Origin of the sequence: Blautia glucerasea (assembly GCF_013304385.1) — a bacterium.
In the GTDB taxonomy this organism is placed as follows: domain Bacteria; phylum Bacillota; class Clostridia; order Lachnospirales; family Lachnospiraceae; genus Blautia_A; species Blautia_A ammoniilytica.
In genome coordinates, this window is record NZ_JAAITU010000004.1 from 87,370 (window position 1) to 113,928 (window position 26,559).

The following is a 26,559-nucleotide window of genomic DNA, read 5'->3' on the forward strand; positions in this document are numbered from 1 at the left end:
TTGTTACGTAATCAGAAGAAAATAGCAAATTTCATAATAATCGTGCAAAGGTATTGTTGAATAAAATGCGGAAAAATGATAGTTTAAAACATAAATCAGCTTTAGATTTTGAATTCCCTAAAGAGATTAAAATTCTACATAAAATATTAGATTGTGTTGAATTTCTAAAACAATTGCCGGATAATTCGATCCAGTTAATTTGCATTGATCCACCATATAATCTAAAACTTGCCGAATGGGATATATATAAGGATTATATTGGATGGGCATCAAAGTGGATTGATGAAGCCTATCGAGTTTTGTCCCAAAATGGAAATATGATTGTTTTTGGTGGGATACAATTTAGGGATACAAAGTCGGGTGATTTGTTTGATATTATACAGTATATAAGACACTATACGAAGTTTAAACTGATAAATACTATAATATGGCATTATAAAAATGGTATATCTGCACAGCGCTTTTTTGCCAATAGACATGAAGAGATAATTTGGTTAGCTAAAACAGAAAATTATTATTTTGACTTGGATTCAGTTAGAGTTCCTTATTCGGAGAAAGATTTGAAAAATGCATTAAAAGACAAAAGACTAAACCCGGAAAATACGAGAAAAGGGAAGAATCCTACCAATGTCTGGGAGGTTGGACGATTAAATGGAAACAGTAAAGAGCGCGTTGGGCATCCGACACAAAAACCCGTTGAGCTCATTGCACGGTTGGTAAAATCATTATCTTATCCTGGTGCTGTTGTATTGGATTTTTTTGCTGGTAGCGGAACAGTTGGAAGGGTATGTATAAATGAGGGGAGACATTGTTTAATGTGTGATAGTGATAAAAAATCACTTGAATACTTTGATAAACATCTTTTGGCGATGAAAGAGTTAGGCCAAAGCACATCATATAAAGCAATTGAAAATATTGATGATTTTTTTGTATAAAGCACAAAAGGAGTATAAACGAATGAAAAAAGAACAGTCTGATAGACTATCAGAGCAGCAAATAGAAGGACAAGGGCCAATTTCAATTTTTCATGAGGATGCACAGGTGCATGATAAAGAAGTGTCTAATACATCAATGATTGTAATGAATAGGCTTTCAGAGGAGTTCCCTATGTTGACTTTTCGTTATAGGAAGGAGCTTTCTAAAAAGGAGATTAATGAGGCTCTTAAGAAAATTGATAACTATTTGGGACAAACATTGTTTGTTGAAAATGCAAAAATTATCCCGGATGGCGGATTAATTGAAGTGAAGGACGATAATGGAAACTGGAGAGTGGTTGTCGTTTCAGAAGCGAAACATCAAGGAAAAGATATTGAAAATATACAAAGGGGTGTGTTGGTAGGAAAAAATAGAAATCAGGATACAATGGTTGCAGGTAATGCAATTGAAAGAGCACATAAAAATATTAGTGAAATTGCAAACTTTATGTTGGGAGAAAACTATTTTCCGTACATTCTTTTTCTTGAGGGCTCAAATTTTCTTACTGAAAATGTAAACGTAACAAGACCGGATGGAAGAGAAGTGATTTTGACATATAATGCGGGAGATTTGAATAGGCTTGATCGTTTAACTGCTTCAAATTACGGAATGCCTATCAATACAAATTTGTGTGAAAACAAGTTTGTTAAGTGTAATGGTGTTACTATTATGCTGCAGGCGGCTTCAATCTATACAAAAGGAAAAGGAGGACATTGGAATGATGAAGATATGATCAATGTTATGTTGGATATTGCAAGAACGTCATTAAAAATGCTTGGAAAGGATTTGTTTATTCAGATTACAAGGAAGTAAGGTTTGATTTATGAAAAAAAGAGTGGTTGATCATACACTTCTAGATAAAGCGAAAGTTAATAAAAAGGATGAGTTTTATACTCAGTTAATTGATATTGAAAAAGAAATGATTCATTATACAAAACATTTTAAAAATAAAACAGTATATTGTAATTGTGATAATCCTGAAATGTCGAATTTTTGGAAATACTTTCACGATCATTTTGTGGAGTTAAAATTAAAAAGACTATATGCAACATATTACGGAAAGAGAGCTAGCTTTTATAGTTATGATGGAAAAAATGTAGAGATTACTTTATTGCAAGGAGATGGAGATTTTCGCAGTGATGAATGCGTAAAAATTTTAGAGCAGAGTGATATAGTTGTGACTAATCCCCCATTTTCGTTATTTAGAGAATATATAAGGCAATTAGACAGTTATAATAAAGATTTTCTTATCATTAGTAACATTAATGCAATTACTTACAAAGAAGTTTTTCCATTGATCCAGGCTAATAGAGCATGGTTGGGGGTTCGCTTTGGACGAGGAATATCCGGTTTTATTGTTCCTGAAAGTTACGAATTGTATGGTACAGAAGCTAGAGTACATGAAAATGGTGACAGAATTATTTCGCCCAATAACTGTATGTGGTTAACTTCATTAGATAATGAAAAAAGACATCAGCCAATCAAGCTTGTAAAGAAATATGAAGGTAATGAAGAGGCATATCCATTTTATGATAATTACTGTGGAATAAATGTTAATAAAACACAAGATATACCTGCCGATTATATGGGAGCGATGGGAGTGCCGATCACTTTTTTGAACAAGTACGATCCAGATCAGTTTGAGATTATTAAGTTTAGAAAGGGTGATGACGATAAGGATCTACGGGTGAATGGAAAAACTCCATATTTCCGAATTCTTATTAAAAGAAAAGAAGCAAAATGTTCGGGTTATTCCAGAAAGGTTATATAGATGATCATTTGGATAGATGGCTCCAATGGAGTCGGAAAATCATGTGTGGCAGAAGAACTGGCAAAAGTTTTTAAGAATGAGAATGCTGAATACATAGAATCGGACTTATATTGGATGAAATGGATGGGGGAAAATCCGGCAAAAACTCTTGCAGGAATGTTTCCTTATCATAATAAATATTTTTTAAAAGAATTTAGAAATGATTTAGAGGTTCAAATTCATTTAGAAAAAATGCTAATAGTATCAATGTCTCTTGTTGATAAATTATGTAAGGCGGAGCTATTAGATTATTTTGAAGCAAGACAAATTCCAATGATGCATGTAATTCTTGAGGCTTCAAAAGATACAATTAAGTTGCGTATAAAAAATGATGATATACGTAATCCAGAAATACAAAGGCAACAGATGGAGAAGGTTGGATGGCAAGTAGAATATTTGAATAAAAATTATTTGGAAGCGATTAGAGTTAGTACAGAAAATAAGAATATAGAAGAAATCGTTGATGAAATAAAAAATAGTATAGAAAAAATGAGTTGAACAAGGAAAATGAGAATATGAATATGAAGATAAACATCCTTTTGAACCATGTTTGGACAAATATCTATGCTTGAAATTTGATGATTAAAATGAATTATTGTGTCACTCAGGATCGTCACCCAGGAGAACCAGGGTGAGATCCAGATGCTTCTTATGAAGAAATAGGATATTCTTAAACAAACAGCAGGTCATGATTTACAGTTGTGTAGAAAAGCTGACGGCAGGCGTCATAGTCCTGGGTCTGGGCCAGTGCCCACATCAGCTTTGTTACAGACGCTTCCAGAGTCATATCATAGGATTCCAGGATAGGAAAACGCTCTTTGATCATTTTGCCTACCTGATATACTTCCAGGTCACTGCCCTCGTGTGTGACCTGGGTAGCCATACAGACGATCTTGCCGGAGGATATCCATGTTTCCAGTGAGGCCTGGAAGCTGGAGTCCCCATAGTCCGGAAGCCCTCCTACCCCAAAGGATTCTATGATCAATCCGTCATAGGAATCCGCCAGCATATCCAGGATACGTCCGTCAATGCCTGGAACCAGCTTCAATAAAAAGATCTTTCGGTTCATATCATGATAAAACTGAAGAGGTCTGGTGGATTGGTCTTTATCATCAATATAGAAGATGATCCGTTCATCATGGATAGAAGCAATATCCGGATAATTAATACTGGAAAAAGCATTATAGCTTTTGGAAAATTCTTTCTTTGCCCGTGTTCCGGCAATGACTTTACCGCCAAATACAATAGACACGCCGTGGGCACGGTCATGGGAAGCAAAACGCAGGCTGTCCAGCAGGTTGGAACGGGCATCGGTAATAGCCAGGTCGATAGGCTTTTGTGCACCTGTGATCACTACAGGACGCCGGTTATTCTGGATCAGATAGGAAAGGGCAGCTGCAGTGTAAGCCATGGTATCTGTGCCATGACAGATCACGAAGCCATCATAAAATTCATACTTTTTTTCAATGAGAGCCGCCAGCTGGATCCAGTGCTGGGGGCTTATATTGGTACTGTCCAGAGAAAAGGGCTGCAGTGTGTCAATGGTGCAGAAGGCGGACGCTGCAGGGATATAGGAGAGAAGTTTCTCTGCAGAGATCTGAGGAGAAAGGCCGTCCTTGGTATATTTGGATGCAATGGTGCCGCCTGTGGCGATTAGTAAGATTTTCTTCATGGTACCTCCGAAAAGATCATTTTTGAAAGATCAATAGTTTTATCTGTATAAAAGCTTTATCTGTATATTGTTGTTTTATCACAGAGCCTATTTTAAGATCATTTTACTTTGTCCGGAAATCCTTTGTCAAGGTGGGGTTACCTATCAGAGAAAGCCTGTAAGGCTATATGAGTTACCTATCAGAGAAAGTCTGAAAAGCCATATGAGCTACCTATCGGCGAAAGCCATAACCTGCTTATTGACAAATACAGGGGATAAAACTATCATAGGAATAATAAACGCAGGAGAAGACAGGATGGAACAGACATTGCAGCAGATAAAGACAGACAGAACAAAGAGCAGATACCTGCGGGCCTTTAAAGCCGCATTTCCTTACACGATTCCTGTACTCACAGGCTTTGCGGCGCTTGGGATCGCCTATGGGCTTCTGATGGCATCCAATGGCTATGGAGTATTGTGGGCATTTCTTATGAGCGCCATCGGATTTGGAGGAAGTGTACAGTACGCAATGGTGCCGCTTCTGACCACTGTATTTGATCCCCTCCAGGCGTTTTTACTCAGCTTTATGATCAATGCAAGACATCTGTTTTACGGATTATCCATGCTGGGTAAATATAAAGGTCTTGGAAAGAAAAGGTTTTTCCTTATTTTTGCATTGTGCGATGAGACTTTTTCCGTAGTATCCAGTGTGGAGCCGCCGGAAGATGTGGAAAAGGGATTGTTTTATTTTTTTATCACTTTTCTGGATTACTTTTACTGGTCAGCCGCTACAGTGGCAGTGGCGCTGGGGACGATGATCACCAGATTTACTCCTTTTCTGTTGTTCCCCGATTCCAAGGAACCGCCGAAGACCGTGCTGTATCTTGGAAGGGTTCTGCCACCGGCAATGATGGGACTTCTTGTGGTTTATTGCCTGAGAAATGTGTCACTGATAAGATCACCTCACGGTATACCGGAGCTGATTGCCATTGCGGTGATCGTTGCTTTGCATAAATGGAAGGAAAATGTGTTGTTGAGCATAGGAACAGGAACTGTGGTTTATATGCTTCTTGTACAGCTTGTGTTTTAACAGGGAAAAGGAGGGGAGTATTATGACATTAACCCAGTTGCGGTATGCAATCACGGTTGCAAATTCTTCTTCTATGAATGAGGCGGCAAGAAAGCTGTATATTTCCCAGCCTAGCCTGTCTTCTGCCATCAAGGAGCTGGAAGAAGAGATAGGGGTTGAGCTTTTCAGAAGAACCAACCGGGGCATATCCGTTACTCCGGAAGGAGAAGAATTTATGGGATACGCAAGGCAGGTGGTAGAGCAGTATGCATTGATAGAGTCCAAGTACGTATCCAAAGAAAAAGAAAGAAAAAAATTTAGTGTATCCATGCAGCATTATACCTTTGCTGTCAGTGCTTTTGTACAGATGGTCAAGCAGTTTGGTATGGATGAATACGAATTTGCAGTTCATGAAACCAGAACCTATGACGTGATCCAGGATGTGAAGAATTTTAAAAGCGAGATCGGCATTTTATATCTGAATGATTTCAACAGAAAAGTGCTTACCAAGCTGTTCCATGAGTCCAACCTGGAATTCCATAAGATCCTGGAATGTAGTATTTACGTGTATATGTGGAAAGGACATCCGCTGGCAGACAAAGAAGAGATTACCCTGGAAGAATTAAGGGAATACCCCTGCCTGTCTTTTGAACAGGGAGGATATAATTCCTTTTATTTTGCAGAAGAAGTGCTGAGCACTTATGAATACAAAAGGCTGATCAAGGCAGATGACCGAGCTACTCTTCTGAACCTTATGGTAGGATTGAATGGCTATACCCTGTGTTCCGGCATCATCTGTGAGGAATTGAATGGATCTGATTACTGTGCTGTAAAACTGAAGTCCGATGAGGTGATGACCATCGGATATCTGGTACGCCGTGGAGTAACCATAAGTCCGTTAGGGCAGAAGTACCTGGAGGAGATTTCCAGATATAAGGATAAGGCCCTGCGGTAAAGATTATTTGCGTTTGTGCACTCTGCATTTATCCATAAGGAGTCAGTAAAAGCTATGGGGTAAATGCCAGTGACGGACTTTTGTACGTCCCACACGGCTATAGGAACAAGCTATAACTAGCGCTAAAAATTAAGAACTACCACTTTTCATAGAGAGGTGGTATAGTATCACTATCGACGATGAAAGAAAAAGAAAGGGTAACAAGTGACATGTCCGATATCCTGATTCAAAATGTGTGCAAAACTTTTTCCACAAAAGAGGGAGAGGTTCAGGCACTGAAAAATGTAAACTTATCAATCGGATCCGGCGATATCTTCGGTATCATTGGAATGTCCGGCGCAGGGAAAAGCACCCTGGTACGCTGTATGAATTTCCTGGAGGTACCAAGTGAAGGCCAGGTTCTTATAGATGGGAAATCTCTTGGGGATTTTTCAGAGAAAGAGCTTCGGAAGGAGCGTGAAAAAATCGGAATGATTTTCCAGCATTTTAATCTGCTGATGCAGAAAAATGTTCTGGAAAATGTATGCTTTCCCTTATACATACAGGGAAAAAAGAAACCGGAAGCAAGAAAGAAAGCATTGGAGCTTCTGGAGATCGTAGGGCTGGCAGATAAGGCAAATGCTTATCCGGCACAGCTTTCAGGAGGTCAGAAGCAGAGAGTTGCTATTGCAAGAGCACTGGCATCGGATCCGCAGATCCTTCTCTGTGATGAGGCTACAAGTGCTCTGGATCCCCAGACCACATCCTCTATCCTGGAGCTTTTAAAGGACATCAACCAGAAATTCCAGATCACTATTGTTATCATCACACATCAGATGGCTGTTGTACGTGAGATCTGTACTCATGTAGCGATCATGAAAGACGGCGAAGTGAAGGAGCAGGGACTGGTGGCTGAGATATTCAATCATCCTAAATCCCAGGTGGCAAAGGAACTGATCAGCCGGGATACAGGCGCAGATGTGGAGCATGTAGTCACAAAGCCTGAGATCCAGAGCGGCGAGAAGATCCGTATTGTTTTTTCAGAAAATTCCGCTTTCGAGCCAGTGATCGCCAATCTTGTACTTATATTCCATGAACCGGTAAATATCCTTAAGGCTGATACCAAGAATGTAGGTGGTGTTGCCAAAGGAGAAATGATACTTCAATTCATGAAAGACAGCAGTAATGTTGCAGAAATGAAAGAGTATCTGAAAGAGCATGGACTTGAGATAGGGGAGGCGGACTGATATGTGGACAAAAGAAGTAACAGATATGATCATAGCAGGAGTTGGCGAAACCCTGTATATGACACTGGTATCTACCCTTCTGGGTTATGCCTTCGGACTGCCCCTTGGTGTGCTCTTAAAGGTATCTGACAAAGAAGGACTGAAGCCAAACAAACTTTTATATAAGATTCTGGATGTGATCGCCAATATTTTCAGAAGTATCCCATTTCTGATCCTTCTGATCCTTCTGATCCCACTTACCAGATTCCTGGTAGGGAAAAGCTATGGTACAACGGCTACCATCGTGCCGCTGACCATTGCAGCCATTCCTTTTATCGGACGAATGGTAGAGTCTTCTCTAAATGAAGTGGACCCGGGAGTGATCGAGGCAGCAAGATCCATGGGAGCAAGCAACTGGCAGATCGTGATCAAGGTTATGCTTGTGGAAGCACGTACTTCACTGATCTCAGGAGCTACCATAGCAACAGGTACGATCCTTGGATATTCCGCAATGGCCGGTACAGTAGGCGGCGGCGGACTTGGAGACATTGCCATACGATATGGATATCACAGATGGCAGGCTGATATCATGATCGTTACCGTTGTTCTGCTGGTGCTTCTGGTTCAGCTGTTCCAGACCATTGGTATGATGATCGCCAACAGACTTGATAAGAGAAAATAACAAAATAATAAAAGAAATAACAAATAAATAATAAAAGATTAACGGAGGAAAATATTATGAAAAAATTAATCGCAGCAGCTCTTACAGGAGCACTTGTACTTGGTACCGTAGGCACAACTGTAGTATTTGCAGATGATGATGACAAGACCATCACAGTGGCAGCTTCCGAGACACCTCATTCTGAGATCCTGGAGCAGGCAAAGCCAATCCTTGAAAAAGAAGGCTATGATCTGGAGGTTACTGTATTTGATGATTATGTACAGCCAAACGAAGTTGTAGAGAGCGGTGATTTTGATGCGAACTACTTCCAGCACATCCCATATCTTGACAGCTTTAACGAAGAGAAAGGCACACATCTGGTAAATGCAGGCGGCATCCATTACGAGCCATTTGGAATTTATCCGGGAACAAAAGACAGCCTGGATGATCTGGAAGACGGAGATACTATTGCAGTACCGAATGACACCACAAATGAAGCAAGAGCACTCCTTCTTCTTCAGGATAATGGTATCATCACTCTGAAAGACGGTGTTGGACTGGAAGCTACTGTAAATGATATTGAGGAGAATCCTCACAATGTTGAGATCGTTGAGCTGGCAGCAGAGCAGGTTGCACGTGTGGCAGATGAGACAGCATATATCGTATTAAATGGTAACTATGCCCTTCAGGCCGGATACTCTGTAGCAAAAGACGCTCTTGCATATGAAAAATCCGATTCCGAAGCAGCAAAAACATATGTTAACGTAATCGCAGTAAAAGAAGGAAATGAGAACAGTGACAAGATCAAAGCTCTGGTAGCAGCTCTGAAATCCGATGAGATCAAAGACTTTATCAATGAGAAATATGATGGCGCTGTAATTCCTTTCGATGACAGCACAGAGGATGCAGCAGCAGAGGATACTGCAGATGCAGCCGATACTGAGGAAGCAGCAGATGCTGACACAGATGCAGCAGCTGATACAGAAGCAGCAGAGGATACTGCAGAATAAATAAGATCCTGACATGCAGGTTGTGACGAGACTTATTCAGTGTATGACAGCAGAAATCGGCAGTAATATAGATAAAGGTAATGCAGGATGGACAGATCCCGCAGATCAGGCAAATGTTTGGTCTGCGGGATTTCTTCTTTTTGACAAAACATGGCAAATCCTTTATCATAGGAATAAGAATGATAATGTGAGGCAATAAAAGATATGAAGGAAACACCAGACAAGAAGCTTTCCATCATAGATGTGGCAAAGCTGGCAGGAGTATCTACAGCCACTGTTTCCAGGGTACTGAATGGGAACGGAGGTTATTCCAAGAAAACAGAAGAAAAGGTACTGCGTACAGTTAAGGAATGCGGGTTCACACCCAACGGGAATGCAGTCAGCCTGCGTACCAACCGCAGCCATTGTATCGGAGTGATCGTGCCGGATATTACCAATGAATTTTTTGCAAAAATCATCCACGAACTGGATATTTTTTTCCTGGAACATCACTACTCCCTGCTGATCTGCGACTCCAACGAAGATTATGAGCTGGAGGATATGTATATCCACAATCTGATCCAGAAGAATGTGGATGGGATCATATATATTTCCGGGCAGGACGAGATTAAGAATATCAGCAGTGTAGAGACGATCCCTATTGTTTACATTGACCGTTGTCCAAAGAATGCAAAGGTGCTGATCCAGTCGGATAATGAAGAAGGGGGATATCTGGCCACTCGGGAGCTTCTGGAGAGTGGCTGCAGGAATATTCTTCTGATGCGGGATCTGCGCTATGCGTCTACCATCCGGCAGCGTAAAGCAGGATATCTGCGGGCACTGGAAGAGGCAGGAGTGCCTTATAATGGCAAGCTGGAGATCGGGATCTTTCCGGATTACGAGGATGCCAGGATTATGATGGAGCGGGTACTTAAGGTGATGGGCTGTTATTTTGATGGTATTTTTGCTACCAATGACCGGATCGCCCTGGCGTGTATCCAGGTACTGATGCAGCATGGTTACCGTGTGCCGGAAGACGTAAAGGTGGTAGGCTTTGACAATGTTTCCCTTACAGAATTCTGCAATCCGTCTATCACTACGATCACCCAGGACACCAGATCTATTGCCCTTGCGGCAGGAAAGTCTGTGTTGGACCTGATCCACCACAAAAAGATAAAAGAAAAAATGACAGTGATTCCGGTAGCCCTGGAGCGAAGGCATTCTACCGAAACTGTCTGACCTGTATTGCATAATAAGACGGCCACCGAAAATACGGTGGTTTTTCTTATTTTTAGGAAAATGCTTCTGGAAATGGTACTCTCACATAACTGCATAAAAAATCCCCCCTAAAGCAAAAGTCCCCCCCTCTTTTCGGATTCGGCAGGTTGGGTTAAGATAATATCAACAAAGGAAAGCAAAACAGATGAGGGAGGGAATGGAATGAATAAGGTCATTGTCTCCATGGACAATATCAGCAAAAGTTTTCCAGGTGTAAAAGCCCTGGATCATGTAAAATTTGAGCTGCGTTCTGGAGAAGTTATGGCACTGCTGGGAGAAAATGGTGCAGGTAAATCCACACTGATGAAGATTCTCAGTGGTGTATATACCAGGGATGAGGGCACAATGGAAATTTTCGGGAAATCCTACGAGGATCTGACACCAAAGCAGGCGCAGGCAGCAGGAGTAGCTATCATCCATCAGGAACTGAATATGTGCCGTCATCTGACGGTAGCAGAGAACATGTTCCTTGGCAGGGAGATCAAGGGCGGTATTTCACTGAACAACAGCAAGATGCAGAAGGAAGCAAAAAAGATTCTGGATGATCTTCATATTGATATCAGTCCGGATCAGGTGGTTGGAGACCTTCCGGTATCCAAACAGCAGATGGTGGAGATTGCAAAAGCTCTTTCCATAAATGCCAGGATTCTGATCATGGATGAGCCTACGTCTTCTCTTACGGCTAAAGAGATCGATGATCTTTTCAGGATCATCCGGAAGCTGAGGGATGAAGGAAGAGGAATTGTTTATATTTCCCACAGGCTGGAAGAACTGTCCCATATCGTGGACAGAGTTACTATTATGAGAGATGGTCAGTACATTACCAGCGGTAATTTCAAAGATATGACCATGGACGAGATCATCCGCAATATGGTTGGTCGTGAGATTAAGGAAAAATTCCCAAGGGTAGAGTGTGAGAAAGGGAAAAAGATCTTTGAGGTAAAAAATCTGAATGCGGGAAAAATGGTGAGAGACATTAATTTCTCTCTGTATGAAGGCGAGATCGTAGGATTTGCCGGACTGATGGGAGCCGGCAGAACAGAGACCACCAGAGCTATCTTCGGGGTAGATCCTAAGGATAGCGGAGAAATCTATGTGGACGGCAAACAGATCCAGATCAGTTGCCCTATGGATGCGATCCGTAATGGCGTGGTGCTGGCACCTGAAGACCGTAAAAAGGATGGCCTGTGCACAAAGCTGAGTATCAGACAGAATCTGGCACTTCCCAATCTTGATCTGGTCTGCAGTAAAATGGGAGTAGTTAATTCTGCAAAGGAAAATGCCTTGTGTGAGAAAGCAGTGAAGGATCTGCAGATCAAAACACCAAATGTAGAAATTGATTCCGGTAATCTTTCTGGAGGAAACCAGCAGAAAGTAGTAGTTGGAAAATGGCTGGCAAGAGATTCAAGAGTTGTGATTTTTGACGAGCCCACCCGTGGAATTGATGTAGGAGCAAAGGTTGAGATCTATAATCTGATGAATGACCTGAAAAAACAGGGAATTGCAGTTATGTTTGTATCCTCGGAAATGCCTGAGGTTATGGGGATCGCAGACAGGATCATTGTTATGTGCGATGGAAGGATCACAGGAGAGGTTATGGCAAAAGAGGCCAGCCAGGATGAGATCCTGACAATGGCAACAGCATTTGAAAATAAGGGAATCCAGAGTAACTGACGATGGATGGGAGGAAAGAAAGATGAACAATAAACAACAAAGTCCCTTCAAGAAATTTGTGGGAATCAGGGGAATGGGGGCAGCACTCACTGCATTTGTGGGACTGATCATTATCTATATTGCGTTTGGTATCATTAATCCGGCAGTATTTTCCGGACAGAACATATTGAATCTGCTGCGCTCCATGTCAAAATACCTGCTGATCGGTATTGCACAGAGTTATGTACTGATCACAGGAAACATTGACCTATCCATTGGATCTATGGTAGGTATGAGTGCTATGATCACAGCAACACTGATGACAGGTGGAATGAATCCCATACTTGCAATTGTGATTGCACTGGTTGCATGTCTGGCAGTTGGTGTAGTAAACGGATATTTGGTAGGAAAATTCAAGCTTCCGCCATTTATCGCAACACTTGGCACCATGTTTGTGGCAAGAGGTATTGCTTACATGGTAAACGGCAACCGTAACACAGATGCCATTGCGACAGGAGTTGGAAAAGATACAGCAGATACATTCCAGAACTGCTTCTACTATGGAAAGACCCTGGGAATCTACAACACATTCTGGATCGCACTGATCATTTTCGTAGTATTCTTCTTTATTCTTTCCAAAACACGTACAGGCCGTCATATTTATGCCATCGGATCCAACGTGGATGCAGCAAAGCTTTCCGGTGTAAATGTAGTTTCCACCACAGTGAAAACATATCTGGTAAGCTCTGTGTGTTCCTGTGTTGTAGGTCTTATCCTTTGTGCACAGGCAGGTATGGGAAATATGGAAGCCGGAAACATGTATGAGATGTACGGCGTAGCAGCTGGTGTGATCGGCGGTGTTTCACCACTTGGAGGTACAGGTATCCTTCTTGGAACCTTTGCAGGAGCTGCGGTATGGCAGACACTGGAAAACGGACTGAATATGATCGGCGCACAGGTAGGTATCCAGAGGGTAGTGATCGGTGTGATCGTTGTAGCAGCTGTTCTTCTGGATGTAGTGGTAAGAAGCGGACAGTTCGGAAGACATAAGAAAAAATAATAAAATAAAAAGGAATTTCATAACAGGAACTAAACCGCAGATGAGAAGGCGGATAGTTATATAAAAATATTACAGGAGGGTTTTTACAATGAAAAGAAAACTTTTGGCAATGGTATGTGCAGTATCTATGATCACTTCTATGGGTGCAGTTGTTTATGCAGAAGATGATGTAAAAGCAACTGGCGATGAGAAGATCGCGCTGATCACTATGGATTCAATTGACCAGCATTGGATCACCTTAAATGAAGGCGCTCAGGAAGAAGCAAAGGAATTGGGAGTAACGGTTGATTTCATGTCCCCAAATACCAAGGATGATGCACAGCAGATCGAGTGTGTAAACAATGCAGTTGCAGGCGGCTATGATGCCATCATGGTAGCAGCAAACGGACCAGATGCTATTTCCTCTGCACTTCAGGAAGCAAAAGATCAGGACGTTAAGATCATTTATGTGGATTCGCCTGCAAATGTAGATGCGGAAGCAACATTTTCAACTGATAATAAGGCTGCAGGAAAAACAGCCGGTGAAGAAATGAAGAAAGCGCTGGAAGCAGCCGGCGTAACTTCCGGAAAGATTGGTGTGATCAATGTAAATGCTGCAACAGATTCCTGCGTAAATCGTGAAGAAGGCTTCAGAGAAGCATTTGATGGATCTGACTTTGAGATCATGGAAACACAGTATGGCGAAGGTGATGCTGCAAAATCCCAGAGTATTGCAGAGAACTATATTACACAGGGTGTTGTAGGTATCTTCGGATGCAACGAAGGCTCCACCACAGGTGCCGGAAATGCAATCAAGGCTTCCGGAAATACAGATATTATCGGCGTTGGTTTTGATAAATCTGATGCGATCCTGAATCTGATCGATGATGGCTACCTTCTTTGCACAATGGCACAGAATCCGGATGTTATGGGTTCCGAAGGCGTGAAAGCAGCTGTAAGAGCAATCGGCGGCGAGGATCTTGGTGGCGAAGTTACAGACACAGGCGTATCTGTACTTACAAAGGATTCTGATAAATAATAAGGACAGAAATGATCCTGACCAATACCGGGGGTGCTGCCAGAGGGCAACATCCCCTTCTTGCCTGCTGAAAGAAAAGGTATTATTATAAGAATAATAGTAATAGTAACTGTAAGGTACGGTACTGTTACAAAGATCAAAGATATAGTTTTAAAGGGGACGGGAAGACTATGGAAATCTTAAAGGTTGTGATCGCTGACGATGAGGTAAGGATCTGTCAGCTGATCCAGGCGCTGGTGGATTGGGATTCACTGGGGATGAAGGTTGTTGGAGTGGCTCACAACGGGGAAGAAGCTTGTGAGACAGTACAGAATTGTCAGCCGGATATTCTGATCACAGATATCCGCATGCCTGGATGCAGCGGTCTGGAGCTGGTACAGAGGGTAAAGGATGCAGATCCGGATCTGGAAGTGGTGATCATCAGCGGATATGCACATTTTGAATATGCCCAGCAGGCCATCAGCTATGGAGTTGGATACTATCTTTTAAAGCCTGTGAATAAAGGTGAACTTACAGAGACTTTACAGAAGCTTCAGAAGAGAATCCGTGAGCGTAAGGAATCCCGGCAGTCTCATCAGGAACTGGTGAACAGAAGCAGAAGGGATGATGACCACTTAAGAGCTAACCTGCTCCACCGTCTTTTGGATCAGCCAGAACAGGCTGTGTCGGAGGAAGCTCTTACAGGGATCTACCACTTACAGGTCAGCCCCGGAGTTTTCCAGGCCTTTTGTGTGAAAGCAGATTACGGACGGGAAAATCGTGGAACTCATACGGATGTGCTGATGGAGAAGGTAGAGGAAGTACTGGAAAGGAATCTGAAAGCACAGGGACGGGAATTGGTGCTTCTTACCAGGGAAGACTATTGTTATGGGATTCTGAATTATCCTGAAAAAGAAAAGGAACAGATTCGCAGAAGCCTGAAAAGCAGTCTGACACAACTGGATATTCAGAAAAATATGTTCCAGAGGGTCAGCTTTTCCATTGCGGCAGGAGCGGCTTATAAGGAGGCTTGCCGCCTGGGTGAATCTATGCAGGAGACAAGAAAGCTTATTCAGGAGCGGCTGGTAAGAGGCAATGGAAGGCTTTTGGAGCATTTAGGACAGCCGTCAGATCTTCCGGAAAGCCAGCTCCTGAACGATTATCTCAGGAAGATCAGCCATGCAGTGGAGATTTTCAGTATTCCCAATGGGACCGAGGCAGTAAGAGAGCTGCAGGAAGCTGTGAATCATCAGCCTGGTGTGCAGGGATGGCAGATCCTGGAGCTTATATATGGTGCTGCGGATATTTTTGCTGCCAGCATCCAGATCCAGAGTCGGACAGAAGTGCTTGACGATTTTCGGAAACAGTGTGGACAGTGTGGAAAAGCAGAAGAGATTTTCGGATGCCTTGTGGATTTCCAGGAAAAATACCTGAAGGAGCAGGCTGAAAGATATGAAAATGACACAATACGTCCTGTACGAAAGGCAAAGGAATATATACAGAATCATTATAGTGATCCCATCACCCTTGAGGAAGTAAGTGAGCAGGTAGGCCTGAGTTCGGCTTATTTTAGTGTTTTGTTTAAGAAAACGGAGGGAGAAGGCTTTGCAAAATATCTGATCAATATCCGGATGGAACAGGCAAAACTTTTGCTGCGTGAAACCAATCTTCCGGTAACGGAGATCTGCCGTAAGGTAGGATATAATGATCTGAAGCACTTTACACATACCTTTGAAAAAGCGGCAGGGGTAAAGCCATCTACATATAGAAAACTTTATGGATAAAGGCAGGATGCGAATATGAAGCTTCGGGACAAACTGAAATATCTTTCAAATCGGGCACTGGCAGCCGGGACCATCATATCTGCCCTGCTGACATTGTTTGCGTGTATTTTGATTTTACTGGCAAATAAAGAGCAGGTGCCTTGGTGGTGTGCCGGCCTTCTTACAGCTGTGGCAGTACTGTTTCCGGTAACCTGCTGGTTCTGGCTGGTACGGCCTTATTTTCGGTGCGAACAGATGATGAATCGCTTTTTGGAGGGGTATCTCTTTTCTGAAAAAGATGATATGGAGCTTCTGAACCTGACACCTGCCACCAGACAGCAGATGCAGATGGTAGATCAGATCTTGCGTTCTCCGCAGTATATGGATTTGAATAAAAGACAGGCTCAGTACCTGGCTCTTCAGAATCAGATCAATCCCCACTTTTTGTATAATACATTGGAGAGTATTCGCGGGGAAGCCATTATTGCAGGTCTTGACGGAGTTGCGGATATGACGGAGGCTCTTGCACGATTTTTTCGTTACACGATCACGAAGGTCGAAAATCTGGTATCTGTAGAAGAAGAACTGGATAACTGCGAAACTTATTTCGGGATTCAGAAATATCGTTTTGGGGACAGACTGAAGCTGCATATCCAGTATGACGTGGAAGAATATGAGCGGATCATGAACTGCAGGATTCCAAAGCTTACCCTGCAGCCTATCCTGGAAAACAGTATCATCCACGGGATAGAATTGAAAATCGAAGGCGGTAATTTGTACATTCGTTTTCAGTGCACCGGGGATCGTCTGATCATCCGTATCTCCGATGACGGGGTCGGTATGGATGAAATGACTCTTGCACGGCTGAATCAGAAGCTTGGAAAATCTACAAAAACCATTCATGATGAGGAAGAGAAGCAGGGGGGGATCGCTTTGGTGAATGTAAATAACCGGATTCATCTGCTTTTTGGAGATGAATATGGAATGCATGTATATTCTGTGGCTGGTGAAGGAACAGATGTGGAGATCACTATTCCTATTTTAAACGATGACAGACAGATCAAAAACAGGAGTGTGTTTGCATGAGAAATGAAATCCTCAGAATGGAAAGGGTCACTTATATTGAAGATGAAGTGGTGAAACTGAAGGATTTCAATCTGCAAATCTATCAGGGAGAGGTAATGGGACTTCTTACTGTGACTAGCCATGGAAAATCTTCAGTCCTTAAGATTCTGGCAAGAAATTTGCCATTGTATGACGGATATGTATATTACGGGGGCGAAAAGGTAAATACCTGGAAAGATAGCCGCAGGACAGCTAACCGGCTTAGTATTATACAGGAGAAAAGTTCCCTGGCAGACAATCTGAACATAGCAGATAATATTTTTGTGTTAAGACCTGGGTTCCGGCAGTGGGTGATACATTCCCGGATCCTGAACCGGCAGCTGGAGCCTTTTTTTAAAGACATCGGACTGGACATACCAACCGATAAAGAAGTGGCGGAGCTGTCTGCATTTGAGAGGATTGTAGTGGAAATCCTGCGAGCCGTGATTATGGGGTATCGGCTGATCGTTTTGGATGAGGTGGGAGCACTGGTCAGTAACCATGAACTGGAAAAGCTTCATGCCATTATACGTCATTATGCAGACAAGGGATTTTCCTTCCTGTATGTATGTTCTCATCTGGAGGAGATCGTCAGTATCTGTGACAGATGTGCCTTGTTTTCCAATGGCCGGATCCTGAAGGTGATGGGACTGGAGGAAATGCAGCATGATCCGCCGGTGACTTATATGTCCGAATACAATGATATGGTGCGGTTTCATGCCAAGAAAAGGGAAGCGGATCATGAGGAAAAAGAAATTCTTTTTCAATGGGATGGGTATGGAGAAAGCCATGCAGACAGCTTTCATTTTCAGGTGCATAAAGGAGAATGCATTGCCGTGCAGATCCTGGATGCAGGCGCTATGGAAGAGATGCGCCAGATTCTTACCGGGGATTTGCTTCCGGAAAAAGGACAGATCCGTCTTCGTGGGAAAAAAAGCCGGATCTGTGGCAATCAGGGAATCGCAGTGGTACAGGAGCGTGCCACGAAAACCATGATCTTCCCGGAGTTGGATTATATGAATAATCTTTGCATCTGTCTGGCTGAGAAAGTGCCCTCAATCTGGCATGACCACCGATTAAGAAACAGCATTTTCAGGGAGTATGCATCGGTTTTGGGCGAAGAAGTTTTTTACATGCCTGTGGAAAATTTAAGCGAAAAACAGAAGTATCAGCTGGTATACACAAGAATACTTTTACAAAAGCCGGAGATTCTTTTTTGCATACAGCCCTTTATGGGGGCAGATCTGGTGCACCGTATGTATATCTGGAGTATGCTGGAGAAATTCCTGGACAAAGGGATCTCTGTTGTGATCTTGTCTTTGAATCTGTCCGATTCTCTGGCAATGGCAGATCGGCTGTTGATCCTGGATAAAGGCGGCAGAGGCGGAGAACTTCAGAGAGAAGAGTTTTCCGGAATTATGCCTCCGCTTCCCTGGTCACATTCTTATCCTGCGATAAGAAAGCAGCCGGAGGGGAACAGGTGACTGAGCAGCTGCATAATCTAGCAGATCGTATTTACGAAGTACTTTGAAATTGATAATTTTGATATAAGGAGAATAGAGAGTTAAATATGGAAAACAGAAAATATATGCTTGGGACAGAGGAAAACAAACAGTTTCTGAAAGAAATGCGGGAAGGGCTGTTGCAGTTTGGACATCAGTTCCCTTCACCGGGAGGAAGTTCATATTATCTGGGAGATGATGGAACGCCCTGGAAGGACAGAAATCGTGAAACCTGGATCACCGCACGTATGGCTCATGTATACAGCATTGGAAGCATGCTGGGACATGAAGGAAGTGAAGCTCTTGCAGATGCTGCCTTAAAAGGCCTTAAGGGAGAACTTCATGATGATGTAAATGGCGGCTGGTATGCAGGACTTACAAGCTGCGGTGAAATTGTTCCGTCTAAGCAGTGCTATGCTCATGCATTTGTGATTCTGGCAGCTACATCTGGGATCCTGGCGGGAAGAAATGGCGCACAGGAATTGTTGGAAGACGCACTGGCTGTATATGACCTCCGTTTCTGGAATGAGGAGCAGGGTCTTTCCTGCGATACCTGGAATACAGAGTTTACACAGTTGGATCCTTACAGAGGCATAAATGCAAATATGCATACCGTGGAGGCATTTCTGGCAGTTGCAGATGCAATCGGAGATGAGAAATACCGTACACGGGCAGGCCGTATTATCGACCATGTAGTTGGCTGGGCAAAAAATAACAGTTGGCGGATCCCGGAGCATTTTACCAGTGACTGGCAGCCGGATCTGGAATGCAATAAAGAACGGCCGGATGATCAGTTTAAGCCCTATGGTGCCACCCCAGGGCATGGGATCGAATGGGCAAGGCTGATTACCCAGTGGGCACTTTCTACATACAAAGAGGACAAGACAGGAGCAGAGCCGTATATCCTGGCAGCAGAGAAGCTGTACAATCAGGCAGTGACAGATGGATGGGCAGCCGATAGTGCACCGGGGATCGTATATACTACAGACTGGGAAGGACATCCGGTGGTACATGACAGGATGCACTGGACTCTGGCAGAAGCGCTGAATACTTCCTCGGTTCTTTATCATGTAACCGGAAAAGAAAAATATGCTGCAGACTATCAGGCATTTATGAGATATCTGGATGAGAAAGTGTTGGATCATGTGAATGGTTCCTGGTTCCATCAGCTTGACAGGGAAAATCATTTGCTGGAAACTGTATGGCCCGGAAAATCCGATATTTACCATGCTTTGCAGGCAACTCTGATTCCTATCCATACTCCTTCTTTGTCTATTGCGGCAACTGTGAAAGCAGAAACAAAATAGAGATTTGGATATCATTCCCTCACCCTTGTGCAGACATAGGTGGGGGAATTTTGTTTTGAACCTGGTATCATAAAATTATCTGTACTTTTGAAAATGGTATAGTATAATAAGGCTGAATCAATTATTTTGGGAAGTTTAGCAGGAAAAGCGAAAAAGTATTTCTTCCCGATGACGAAAGGAGAAAATATGAAGGTAGGATTTGGATGCGACCATGTTGCCATCGAACTGAAAAACATTCTGAAGGAGCACTTGGAGGAAAAAGGATATGAATGCGTGGATTACGGTGCATACGATCCAAATGTAAAGGTGAATTATCCGGAGCCGGGTCTGAAAGTGGCAGAAGCAATTATGCGTGGAGAAGTAGAGAAAGGTGTATTGATCTGTGGTACAGGTATTGGTATTTCCCTGGCTGCCAACAAGGTTCCCGGGATCCGTGCAGCTGTGTGCAGCGAACCATATTCCGCAAAGCTTACAGTAGAGCACAATAATGCCAATATTATTGCTATGGGTGCACGTGTAGTAGGACCGGAGCTGGCTAAAATGATCGTTGATGAGTTCTTTGGCGCCAAGTTTGAGGGAGGACGCCATGCAGTGCGTGTCCAGATGATCTCTGATATTGAAGAAAAATACGGAGCAAAATGGCACGAATAATTAACTTGGCTACGTTACTGTGAACGGAGTGAACAGTAATGTAAAAGTGACTGGCCAGACATATATTTGACTGGACAGGGAAACTGAAAATGCGTTATACTTATAGAGTAATCAATATACAGATGCCCAGACAGGGCGTATACGCAAAGCATAAGGAGGATATTCATGAAAAAAGCATTAAGTATTCTGTTAAGTGCGGCAACAGCTGTGACAATGCTTACCGGTTTTGGTACTTCCGTTTTTGCAGAGGATTCCAGTGCTGCTCTGAAGATTGCCATTGTCAGCTCTCCATCAGGTGTAGATGATGGATCTTTCAACCAGAACAACTACGAAGGGATTCTGGACTTTATTGATGCGAACCCGGATTCTACGGTAACACCTGTCAAAGAAGAAACAGGTGATACTGCAGCAGCTGTACAGGCAGTGGCAGATATCGTAGCAGATTATGATGTGATCGTATGCTGCGGATTCCAGTTTGCAGGGATCGGCACCATCGCAGAAGAGAATCCTGAGGTGGATTTTGTTCTTGTTGATTCTTATCCTACCAATGAGGATGGAGAAGAGACTGCTTACGACAATGTATATGCAATGCAGTTCAAAGAGCAGGAGAGCGGTTTCTGTGCAGGTATTGCAGCAGCCCTGGAAACAAAGACAGGTAAGGTTGCAGTTGTAAATGGTATCGCTTATCCTTCCAACGTTAACTATCAGTACGGATTTATGTCCGGTGTGAACTATGCTGTGAAGAATTATGATGCCAAAGCTGAGATCGTTGAGCTTCCTTCCTACGCAGGTACAGATGTAACAGGCGCAAACGTAGGCGGTAACTATATCGGTACCTTCTCTGATGAGGCAACTGGTAAGGTTGTTGGAAAAGCCCTGATCGATGAGGGTGTAGACATTATGTTTGTTGCAGCTGGTGCATCCGGCAACGGTGTATTCACAGCAGCAAAAGAGGCAGAGGGCGTTTATGTGATCGGCTGTGATGTTGACCAGTACAATGATGGTGTGAACGGAGATTCCAATATCATCCTTACTTCCGGTCTGAAGATCATGGACAAGAACGTAGAGCTTCAGCTGAACAACGTAAAAGACGGCAGCTTCAAGGGTGAGAATGCCCTTCTTGGCGCAGATACAGATTCTACAGGATATGTAAGCGATCCAGAGAGATGCCAGCTTTCCGAGGATACAATTTCCAAGATCGATGAAGCTTTTGCAAAAGTAAAGAGTGGAGAGATCGTACCGGCAGCTAACTTTAACGAGATGACTCCGGACAACTTTACCGGATTATAAGATCTGAAGGAAGAAAGAGAGACTGCATGCCGGTCTTTCTGAGTTTCCATGAAATAAGAGGGGTGTTGTATTATACAACGCCCCTTTTTCAGAAGGAGGAAGAAGCATGGCAGATTACATTGTGGAAATGCGGCATATTACCAAGCGTTTTCCCGGGATCGTTGCCAATAAGGATGTGACCATTCAGATCAAAAAGGGAGAGATCTATGCGATCCTTGGTGAGAATGGTGCAGGGAAGTCTACGTTGATGAGCATGCTTTTCGGCATGTATGAACCAGACGAAGGGGAGATCTATATCCGGGGAAAGAAAGAGATCATCAGTTCCCCAAGATATGCTACCCAGCTGAATATCGGGATGGTACATCAGCATTTTAAACTGGTTTCCAATTATACGATTGCAGAGAATATTATCATGGGGATCGAGCCGGTAAAAAAAGCATTGGGGATTTTTCCATATGTTGACATTAAAGGGGCAAATGAGAAGATTGCCCGCCTTTCCAGACAGTACGGACTTGAAGTAGATCCAAAGAAAGTGATCTCGGATATTAATGTTTCTGTTCAGCAAAGGGTGGAGATCCTGAAGATGCTGTACCGTGAAGCTGAAATCCTGATTTTCGATGAGCCTACCGCATTGCTTACCCCACAGGAGATCGAGTTCCTTCTGAAGATCATCAAAGGTCTTCGTGATGGAGGAAAGACGATCATCCTGATCACGCATAAGCTGGAGGAAATTAAGAAAGTAGCTGACAGATGTGCCATTCTCCGCAGAGGTGAGTTGATCGATGTTCTGGATGTGCAGTCTACCAGTACGAAAGAGATGGCCAGCAAAATGGTTGGACGAGAGGTGTCCTTTACCCTGGACAAAACTCCTGCAAAGTTCCGTGATGTTGTTCTTGATGTTAAGAATCTTACGGTTACAAATGAGGACAAATTCCAGGTAGTAAAGAATGTGTCGTTCTCTGTTCATGGAGGAGAGATCTTTGCCATTGCAGGAGTATCCGGCAACGGACAGGTAGAGATCGCAGATGCCATTGCAGGGCTGATGAAAGCTCACAGCGGGCAGATCCTGCTGAATGGGAAGGATATTACAGAATATTCCATCCGGAAGCGTACTCTTGAAGGGATTGCCTATATCCCGGAAGACCGTCAGACCTATGGGCTGATCCTGGATTTTACCCTGGAGGACAATCTGGCACTGAAGAACTATTTCAAAGAGCCTTTTTCCAGAAAAGGCATCCTGAACAAAAAAGAATTTGAGACTTACGGGGAAAAGCTGATACAGGCATATGATGTGCGAAGTGGACAGGGGAACCGTACACAGGTGCGCTCCATGAGCGGTGGTAATCAGCAGAAAGCCATTATTGCCCGTGAGATCCAGCAGGATACCCCGCTTCTGATCTTTGTGCAGCCCACCAGAGGACTGGATATCGGAGCTATTGAGAATATCCACAAGCAGATCCTGGCAGAGCGTGACAAAGGCAAGGCGATTCTTCTGATCTCCCTGGAACTGGACGAGATCATGAATCTGGCAGATACCATCGGGGTTATCTACAACGGACAGATCCAGAAGATCGCAGATGCCAGCACCCTGACCACCAAAGAGGTTGGACAGTTTATGATGGGTGTAAAGAATGAGAATGATAAAGATGGCAGGGAGGTGAAGGACTGATGCAGGAAAAAAAGAAAAAGGGAAATCTATTGGTAAGATTTCTGGGAAATGAAAAATATCAGTTTCTTACGATCCCGTTATTTGCCATACTGATCAGTCTTCTGGTGGGGGCAGTGGTACTGCTTTTGCTTGGCAAGAACCCTCTTGATGCATATGTGAACCTTCTCCAGGGCTCCGGGATCCTGCCGAAGGCCAAATATGCAGGCGGCAAGAGTATGCTTACAGACTTTTTCAGCTTTATGGACTGCTGGACTCCTATGATCTTTGCATCATTGTCTGTGGCAGTTGCCTTGAAAACCGGGCTTTTTAATATTGGTGTGTCCGGACAGATGCTGGCAGCAGGTTTTATCACTACGATCACGGTTGGATACAGCACCTTAAGTGCACCCATCGCCAAACCTCTGGTGATCCTGGTGGCAGCTGTTGTGGGGGCGTTGGTAGGAGGCCTGATTGGCTTTCTCAAATATAGATTTAACATTAATGAAGTTGTTTCCTCCATTATGCTGAATTATATTATTGAGTATGTGGTAGGTTTCTTTATTAACACAAGATACGTAAATCCTATTTCCCGTCAGTCTCAGACCGTGAGCAGTGAAGCCAGGCTTACACTTTCCGGTACAAAGATCGGAGATCTGAAATTTGACATTCCGCTGGGAATTATTCTGGCGGTGATCGTTGTTATCATTGTGAAATATATTTTTGACAGAACGGTTCTTGGTTATGAACTGAAGGCAGTTGGATCCAATCAGAAGGCTTCCAGATATGCAGGTATTCCGGTTGGCAAGAATATGATTCTTGCCATGATGATTTCCGGACTTTTGGCAGGCCTTGCAGGAGCGTCTTATTACCTTGGCTATTATGCGTCCATACAGCCCAAGGTGCTGTCAAGCACAGGCTTTGATGCCATTGCTGTGGCGATCCTGGGACATTCAAACCCGGTTGGGATCCTGGGCTCTTCCTTCCTGATCAATATTATCAGCAAAGGAAGTACCTATATGAGTTCCTCTCTTGGGGTAGATGCGGAGATCGCATCTGTTATCACCGGACTGATCCTGCTTTTTGCAGCTTGTGATATGTATATCCGGTACAGAGTGGATAAAGCCAAAGAGAACCTTGACAAGAAGAGCGAAAGGAGGGAGTCTCATGAATAATGTAATTATAGATGGTCTTTCTTTTGCACTTCCGCTGTTTATTATGGCAATCGGCGGTATTTACAGTGAGCGAAGCGGTGTGACCAACCTGGCACTGGAGGGACTGCAGGGCTTTGGGGCTTTTACAGGCGCGCTGGTGGCATATATGCTGATGCAGTTTACCAGTGTGGATTCTTCTGCTGTTTATTATGTGGCACTTTTGTTTGCCATGATCGGCGGTATGATTTTTTCTTTGCTTCATGCCTTGCTTTGTGTACGCTTCAAGGCAAATCAGGTGATCAGCGGTGTTGTGATCAATATTCTGGCCATGGCACTTACTGCATTCCTTACAAAGGTGATCAACCGATCTGTATTTGGGACACCTTCTGACAAATTCGATCTGGGTGTTTCTGCCAGATGGACGGTTCCGGGGCTTTCAAAGATTCCGGTTCTGGGAGCGGTTTTTACCAATATTTATCCCTTTGAGGTTGTGATCCTTGTGCTTGCCTTTGTGGCATGGTACCTGCTGTATAAGACCCGGTTTGGCCTGCATGTACGTGCCTGTGGGGATAACCCTCATGCTGTGGATGCGGCTGGTATTGATGTGGCAAAAGTGCGGGTAAAAGCAGTTATGATGTCCGGGGCATTGTCCGGGCTGGCGGGTATTTCCTTTGCTTATTCCATTTCTGCTAAATTTTCTTCCAGCATTTATGTAGGATATGGATATCTGGCCATTGCAGGGCTGATCTTCGGTAACTGGAAGATCCTTCCCACTTTGGGAGCCTGCCTTTTGTTTGGCTTTGCCAAGTCTGGGGGATATCAGATCGTGCAGAACCTGGGACTGCCCAGCAGTTATTCAGATTTGATCATGATCCTTCCTTATGTAGCAACCTTGCTGCTGCTTATGCTGTTTTCCAAGCATAATCAGGCTCCGCGGGCACTTGGAGAGATCTACGATAAAGGTAAACGTTAAGTTTTATATAAGATTTACAGATAAGATTTACAGGCAGACGCTAAGTTTTATAGATAAGTTTTAAAGGCAAACGCTAAGTTTCCTTGCTTTACAAAACAGAATACCTCTGGTATTATGATGCCAGAGGTGTTTTTTTATGGAAAGAAACAGGATCGTAAGACATTTTATCTGCATCTGCATGATCATGATCGTATTATTATCAGGGATGTGTATTCAGAAACATGAGACAGATTCCGCACTTTCTTATGCGAATTTTCAGATCAGACGGCTGCATGAGAAGAGTCCTCGATCCATGGCTGGCAATCCTCCGTCCAGCACAATTGTTTCTCCGGTAAAGACAGCACCAGAAGAGTATTATACTGAAGAAGGCGCTCCTGTACGTTTGATGAACATGATGCGTATAGGGTCAGCAGTACGTCAGGGTGTGCGTTACAGCATTCGTCTGATAGCAGCGGCGCTTCTGGCAGTATTAGCAGCCGTGTATATTAGTTATTGCTCCAAAGCTCGCAGGATGGAACGCAGTTACTGCACAGACAGGCGCAGCGTGATCATCCAATACATACAGCATCAGGATGGGAGCAAAGGCTGATTCCCCGAAAACATGCCATCAACTGGTACATCACCTATTTCATAGTAAAAACGGAGGAATACGTCCATGGTAGATGTTTTTGTAGGGATCATGATCGTGGCGGCAATCGGCGTAGGAGGCTGGCTGGCCTGGTACGAGAGCCGCAGCACTAAGAAATAAATATCCCGGATTTAATTATGCATAAAAGGATAAAATCATAAAAATAAAAAGTTATAAGTTTTGTCTCAAATAAAAAGTCTCAAATATAGTTTTAATTTTTTAAAAGGACGAGTGTCATG

Annotated in this window: 25 protein-coding genes; 24 read left to right on the forward strand and 1 reads right to left on the reverse strand. The window is 43.4% G+C overall.

The genetic code is table 11. The features are described 5' to 3' along the window. The first annotated feature begins 65 nt into the window (after positions 1–65). Genes G5B11_RS02960 through G5B11_RS02975 form a run of 4 tightly spaced genes read left to right on the forward strand, consistent with a single transcriptional unit; the run spans position 66 to position 3,283 of the window. Entirely contained in the window at positions 66–935 is an 870-nt protein-coding gene (locus G5B11_RS02960) for a DNA-methyltransferase (RefSeq protein WP_173726827.1), read from the forward strand. Positions 936–957: 22 nt separating this feature from the next. Continuing rightward, a complete protein-coding gene (locus G5B11_RS02965; RefSeq protein ID WP_173726828.1) occupies positions 958–1,788 on the forward strand; it encodes an EcoRI family type II restriction endonuclease in 831 nt (276 codons plus the stop codon). A gap of 10 nt (positions 1,789–1,798) precedes the next feature. Further along, the gene (locus tag G5B11_RS02970) at positions 1,799–2,746 is read left to right on the forward strand and encodes an adenine-specific methyltransferase EcoRI family protein (RefSeq protein ID WP_173726829.1); all 948 of its coding nucleotides are present in this window, start codon (positions 1,799–1,801) and stop codon (positions 2,744–2,746) included. A 45-nt stretch (positions 2,747–2,791) separates the two neighbouring features. Then, entirely contained in the window at positions 2,792–3,283 is a 492-nt protein-coding gene (locus G5B11_RS02975) for a hypothetical protein (protein ID WP_173726830.1), read from the forward strand. A gap of 172 nt (positions 3,284–3,455) precedes the next feature. On the opposite strand, the gene G5B11_RS02980 is transcribed toward G5B11_RS02975, so the two are convergent. Further along, positions 3,456–4,457 carry an asparaginase gene (locus G5B11_RS02980; RefSeq protein WP_173726831.1) on the reverse strand — a complete coding sequence of 334 codons (1,002 nt, stop codon included), beginning with the start codon at positions 4,455–4,457 and terminating at the stop codon, positions 3,456–3,458. Between the two features lie 295 nt (positions 4,458–4,752). On the opposite strand from G5B11_RS02980, the gene G5B11_RS19280 reads away from it, so the two are divergent. The 20 genes from G5B11_RS19280 to G5B11_RS03080 all read left to right on the forward strand — a co-directional run bounded on the left by G5B11_RS19280 (position 4,753) and on the right by G5B11_RS03080 (position 26,281). Further along, positions 4,753–5,526 (forward strand): AzlC family ABC transporter permease, encoded by a 774-nt coding sequence (locus G5B11_RS19280; protein ID WP_173726832.1) that lies wholly within the window; start codon positions 4,753–4,755, stop codon positions 5,524–5,526. A 22-nt stretch (positions 5,527–5,548) separates the two neighbouring features. Next, positions 5,549–6,460: a LysR family transcriptional regulator gene (locus G5B11_RS02990; protein ID WP_158420855.1), complete on the forward strand. Its 912-nt coding sequence runs from the start codon at positions 5,549–5,551 to the stop codon at positions 6,458–6,460. Positions 6,461–6,669: 209 nt separating this feature from the next. After that, positions 6,670–7,686 carry a methionine ABC transporter ATP-binding protein gene (locus G5B11_RS02995; RefSeq protein ID WP_158420886.1) on the forward strand — a complete coding sequence of 339 codons (1,017 nt, stop codon included), beginning with the start codon at positions 6,670–6,672 and terminating at the stop codon, positions 7,684–7,686. A gap of 1 nt (position 7,687) precedes the next feature. Beyond that, a complete protein-coding gene (locus tag G5B11_RS03000; RefSeq protein ID WP_173726833.1) occupies positions 7,688–8,347 on the forward strand; it encodes a methionine ABC transporter permease in 660 nt (219 codons plus the stop codon). 56 nt (positions 8,348–8,403) lie between these two features. Then, complete coding sequence (locus G5B11_RS03005) at positions 8,404–9,336, forward strand: MetQ/NlpA family ABC transporter substrate-binding protein (protein ID WP_173726834.1); 933 nt, start codon at positions 8,404–8,406, stop codon at positions 9,334–9,336. A gap of 43 nt (positions 9,337–9,379) precedes the next feature. After that, positions 9,380–9,535 (forward strand): hypothetical protein, encoded by a 156-nt coding sequence (locus G5B11_RS03010; RefSeq protein WP_173726835.1) that lies wholly within the window; start codon positions 9,380–9,382, stop codon positions 9,533–9,535. Between the two features lie 5 nt (positions 9,536–9,540). Beyond that, entirely contained in the window at positions 9,541–10,554 is a 1,014-nt protein-coding gene (locus G5B11_RS03015) for a LacI family DNA-binding transcriptional regulator (RefSeq protein ID WP_158420853.1), read from the forward strand. Positions 10,555–10,755: 201 nt separating this feature from the next. Further along, entirely contained in the window at positions 10,756–12,267 is a 1,512-nt protein-coding gene (locus tag G5B11_RS03020) for a sugar ABC transporter ATP-binding protein (protein WP_158420852.1), read from the forward strand. 22 nt (positions 12,268–12,289) lie between these two features. Further along, the gene (locus G5B11_RS03025; protein WP_158420851.1) at positions 12,290–13,306 is read left to right on the forward strand and encodes an ABC transporter permease; all 1,017 of its coding nucleotides are present in this window, start codon (positions 12,290–12,292) and stop codon (positions 13,304–13,306) included. Between the two features lie 88 nt (positions 13,307–13,394). Further along, positions 13,395–14,324 (forward strand): ABC transporter substrate-binding protein, encoded by a 930-nt coding sequence (locus G5B11_RS03030; protein WP_158420850.1) that lies wholly within the window; start codon positions 13,395–13,397, stop codon positions 14,322–14,324. Positions 14,325–14,494: 170 nt separating this feature from the next. Then, a complete protein-coding gene (locus G5B11_RS03035; RefSeq protein ID WP_158420849.1) occupies positions 14,495–16,087 on the forward strand; it encodes a response regulator in 1,593 nt (530 codons plus the stop codon). Positions 16,088–16,102: 15 nt separating this feature from the next. Continuing rightward, entirely contained in the window at positions 16,103–17,152 is a 1,050-nt protein-coding gene (locus G5B11_RS03040; protein ID WP_158420848.1) for a sensor histidine kinase, read from the forward strand. Further along, a complete protein-coding gene (locus G5B11_RS03045) occupies positions 17,149–18,654 on the forward strand; it encodes an ATP-binding cassette domain-containing protein (RefSeq protein WP_173726836.1) in 1,506 nt (501 codons plus the stop codon). The genes G5B11_RS03040 and G5B11_RS03045 overlap by 4 nt, the downstream gene beginning before the upstream one ends. A gap of 86 nt (positions 18,655–18,740) precedes the next feature. Further along, a complete protein-coding gene (locus G5B11_RS03050; protein WP_158420846.1) occupies positions 18,741–19,979 on the forward strand; it encodes an AGE family epimerase/isomerase in 1,239 nt (412 codons plus the stop codon). A gap of 186 nt (positions 19,980–20,165) precedes the next feature. Next, entirely contained in the window at positions 20,166–20,630 is a 465-nt protein-coding gene (gene rpiB, locus G5B11_RS03055) for a ribose 5-phosphate isomerase B (protein WP_158420884.1), read from the forward strand. A gap of 165 nt (positions 20,631–20,795) precedes the next feature. Then, positions 20,796–21,920 (forward strand): BMP family lipoprotein, encoded by a 1,125-nt coding sequence (locus G5B11_RS03060; protein ID WP_173726837.1) that lies wholly within the window; start codon positions 20,796–20,798, stop codon positions 21,918–21,920. Between the two features lie 106 nt (positions 21,921–22,026). Then, the gene (locus G5B11_RS03065; protein WP_173726838.1) at positions 22,027–23,589 is read left to right on the forward strand and encodes an ABC transporter ATP-binding protein; all 1,563 of its coding nucleotides are present in this window, start codon (positions 22,027–22,029) and stop codon (positions 23,587–23,589) included. Beyond that, complete coding sequence (locus tag G5B11_RS03070; protein WP_173726839.1) at positions 23,589–24,740, forward strand: ABC transporter permease; 1,152 nt, start codon at positions 23,589–23,591, stop codon at positions 24,738–24,740. The genes G5B11_RS03065 and G5B11_RS03070 overlap by 1 nt, the downstream gene beginning before the upstream one ends. After that, the gene (locus G5B11_RS03075) at positions 24,733–25,692 is read left to right on the forward strand and encodes an ABC transporter permease (RefSeq protein WP_158420842.1); all 960 of its coding nucleotides are present in this window, start codon (positions 24,733–24,735) and stop codon (positions 25,690–25,692) included. Before G5B11_RS03070 ends, G5B11_RS03075 begins: the two co-directional genes overlap by 8 nt. 136 nt (positions 25,693–25,828) lie before the next feature. Further along, complete coding sequence (locus G5B11_RS03080; RefSeq protein ID WP_173726840.1) at positions 25,829–26,281, forward strand: hypothetical protein; 453 nt, start codon at positions 25,829–25,831, stop codon at positions 26,279–26,281. Positions 26,282–26,559 lie beyond the last annotated feature (278 nt).

Excerpts from the sequence above, each read along its gene's own strand:
- G5B11_RS02965 (WP_173726828.1), top strand. The coding sequence starts at position 958 with ATGAAAAAAGAACAGTCTGATAGACTATCAGAGCAGCAAATAGAAGGA.
- G5B11_RS03005 (WP_173726834.1), top strand. The coding sequence starts at position 8,404 with ATGAAAAAATTAATCGCAGCAGCTCTTACAGGAGCACTTGTACTTGGT.
- G5B11_RS03025 (WP_158420851.1), top strand. The coding sequence starts at position 12,290 with ATGAACAATAAACAACAAAGTCCCTTCAAGAAATTTGTGGGAATCAGG.
- G5B11_RS03010 (WP_173726835.1), top strand. The coding sequence starts at position 9,380 with ATGACAGCAGAAATCGGCAGTAATATAGATAAAGGTAATGCAGGATGG.
- G5B11_RS02960 (WP_173726827.1), top strand. The coding sequence starts at position 66 with ATGCGGAAAAATGATAGTTTAAAACATAAATCAGCTTTAGATTTTGAA.
- G5B11_RS03050 (WP_158420846.1), top strand. The coding sequence starts at position 18,741 with ATGGAAAACAGAAAATATATGCTTGGGACAGAGGAAAACAAACAGTTT.
- G5B11_RS03060 (WP_173726837.1), top strand. The coding sequence starts at position 20,796 with ATGAAAAAAGCATTAAGTATTCTGTTAAGTGCGGCAACAGCTGTGACA.
- G5B11_RS03030 (WP_158420850.1), top strand. The coding sequence starts at position 13,395 with ATGAAAAGAAAACTTTTGGCAATGGTATGTGCAGTATCTATGATCACT.
- G5B11_RS03045 (WP_173726836.1), top strand. The coding sequence starts at position 17,149 with ATGAGAAATGAAATCCTCAGAATGGAAAGGGTCACTTATATTGAAGAT.
- G5B11_RS03065 (WP_173726838.1), top strand. The coding sequence starts at position 22,027 with ATGGCAGATTACATTGTGGAAATGCGGCATATTACCAAGCGTTTTCCC.
- G5B11_RS03040 (WP_158420848.1), top strand. The coding sequence starts at position 16,103 with ATGAAGCTTCGGGACAAACTGAAATATCTTTCAAATCGGGCACTGGCA.
- G5B11_RS19280 (WP_173726832.1), top strand. The coding sequence starts at position 4,753 with ATGGAACAGACATTGCAGCAGATAAAGACAGACAGAACAAAGAGCAGA.
- G5B11_RS02995 (WP_158420886.1), top strand. The coding sequence starts at position 6,670 with ATGTCCGATATCCTGATTCAAAATGTGTGCAAAACTTTTTCCACAAAA.
- G5B11_RS02980 (WP_173726831.1), bottom strand. The coding sequence starts at position 4,457 with ATGAAGAAAATCTTACTAATCGCCACAGGCGGCACCATTGCATCCAAA.
- rpiB (WP_158420884.1), top strand. The coding sequence starts at position 20,166 with ATGAAGGTAGGATTTGGATGCGACCATGTTGCCATCGAACTGAAAAAC.
- G5B11_RS03080 (WP_173726840.1), top strand. The coding sequence starts at position 25,829 with ATGGAAAGAAACAGGATCGTAAGACATTTTATCTGCATCTGCATGATC.
- G5B11_RS03035 (WP_158420849.1), top strand. The coding sequence starts at position 14,495 with ATGGAAATCTTAAAGGTTGTGATCGCTGACGATGAGGTAAGGATCTGT.
- G5B11_RS03000 (WP_173726833.1), top strand. The coding sequence starts at position 7,688 with ATGTGGACAAAAGAAGTAACAGATATGATCATAGCAGGAGTTGGCGAA.
- G5B11_RS03075 (WP_158420842.1), top strand. The coding sequence starts at position 24,733 with ATGAATAATGTAATTATAGATGGTCTTTCTTTTGCACTTCCGCTGTTT.
- G5B11_RS03015 (WP_158420853.1), top strand. The coding sequence starts at position 9,541 with ATGAAGGAAACACCAGACAAGAAGCTTTCCATCATAGATGTGGCAAAG.
- G5B11_RS02990 (WP_158420855.1), top strand. The coding sequence starts at position 5,549 with ATGACATTAACCCAGTTGCGGTATGCAATCACGGTTGCAAATTCTTCT.
- G5B11_RS03070 (WP_173726839.1), top strand. The coding sequence starts at position 23,589 with ATGCAGGAAAAAAAGAAAAAGGGAAATCTATTGGTAAGATTTCTGGGA.
- G5B11_RS02970 (WP_173726829.1), top strand. The coding sequence starts at position 1,799 with ATGAAAAAAAGAGTGGTTGATCATACACTTCTAGATAAAGCGAAAGTT.
- G5B11_RS03020 (WP_158420852.1), top strand. The coding sequence starts at position 10,756 with ATGAATAAGGTCATTGTCTCCATGGACAATATCAGCAAAAGTTTTCCA.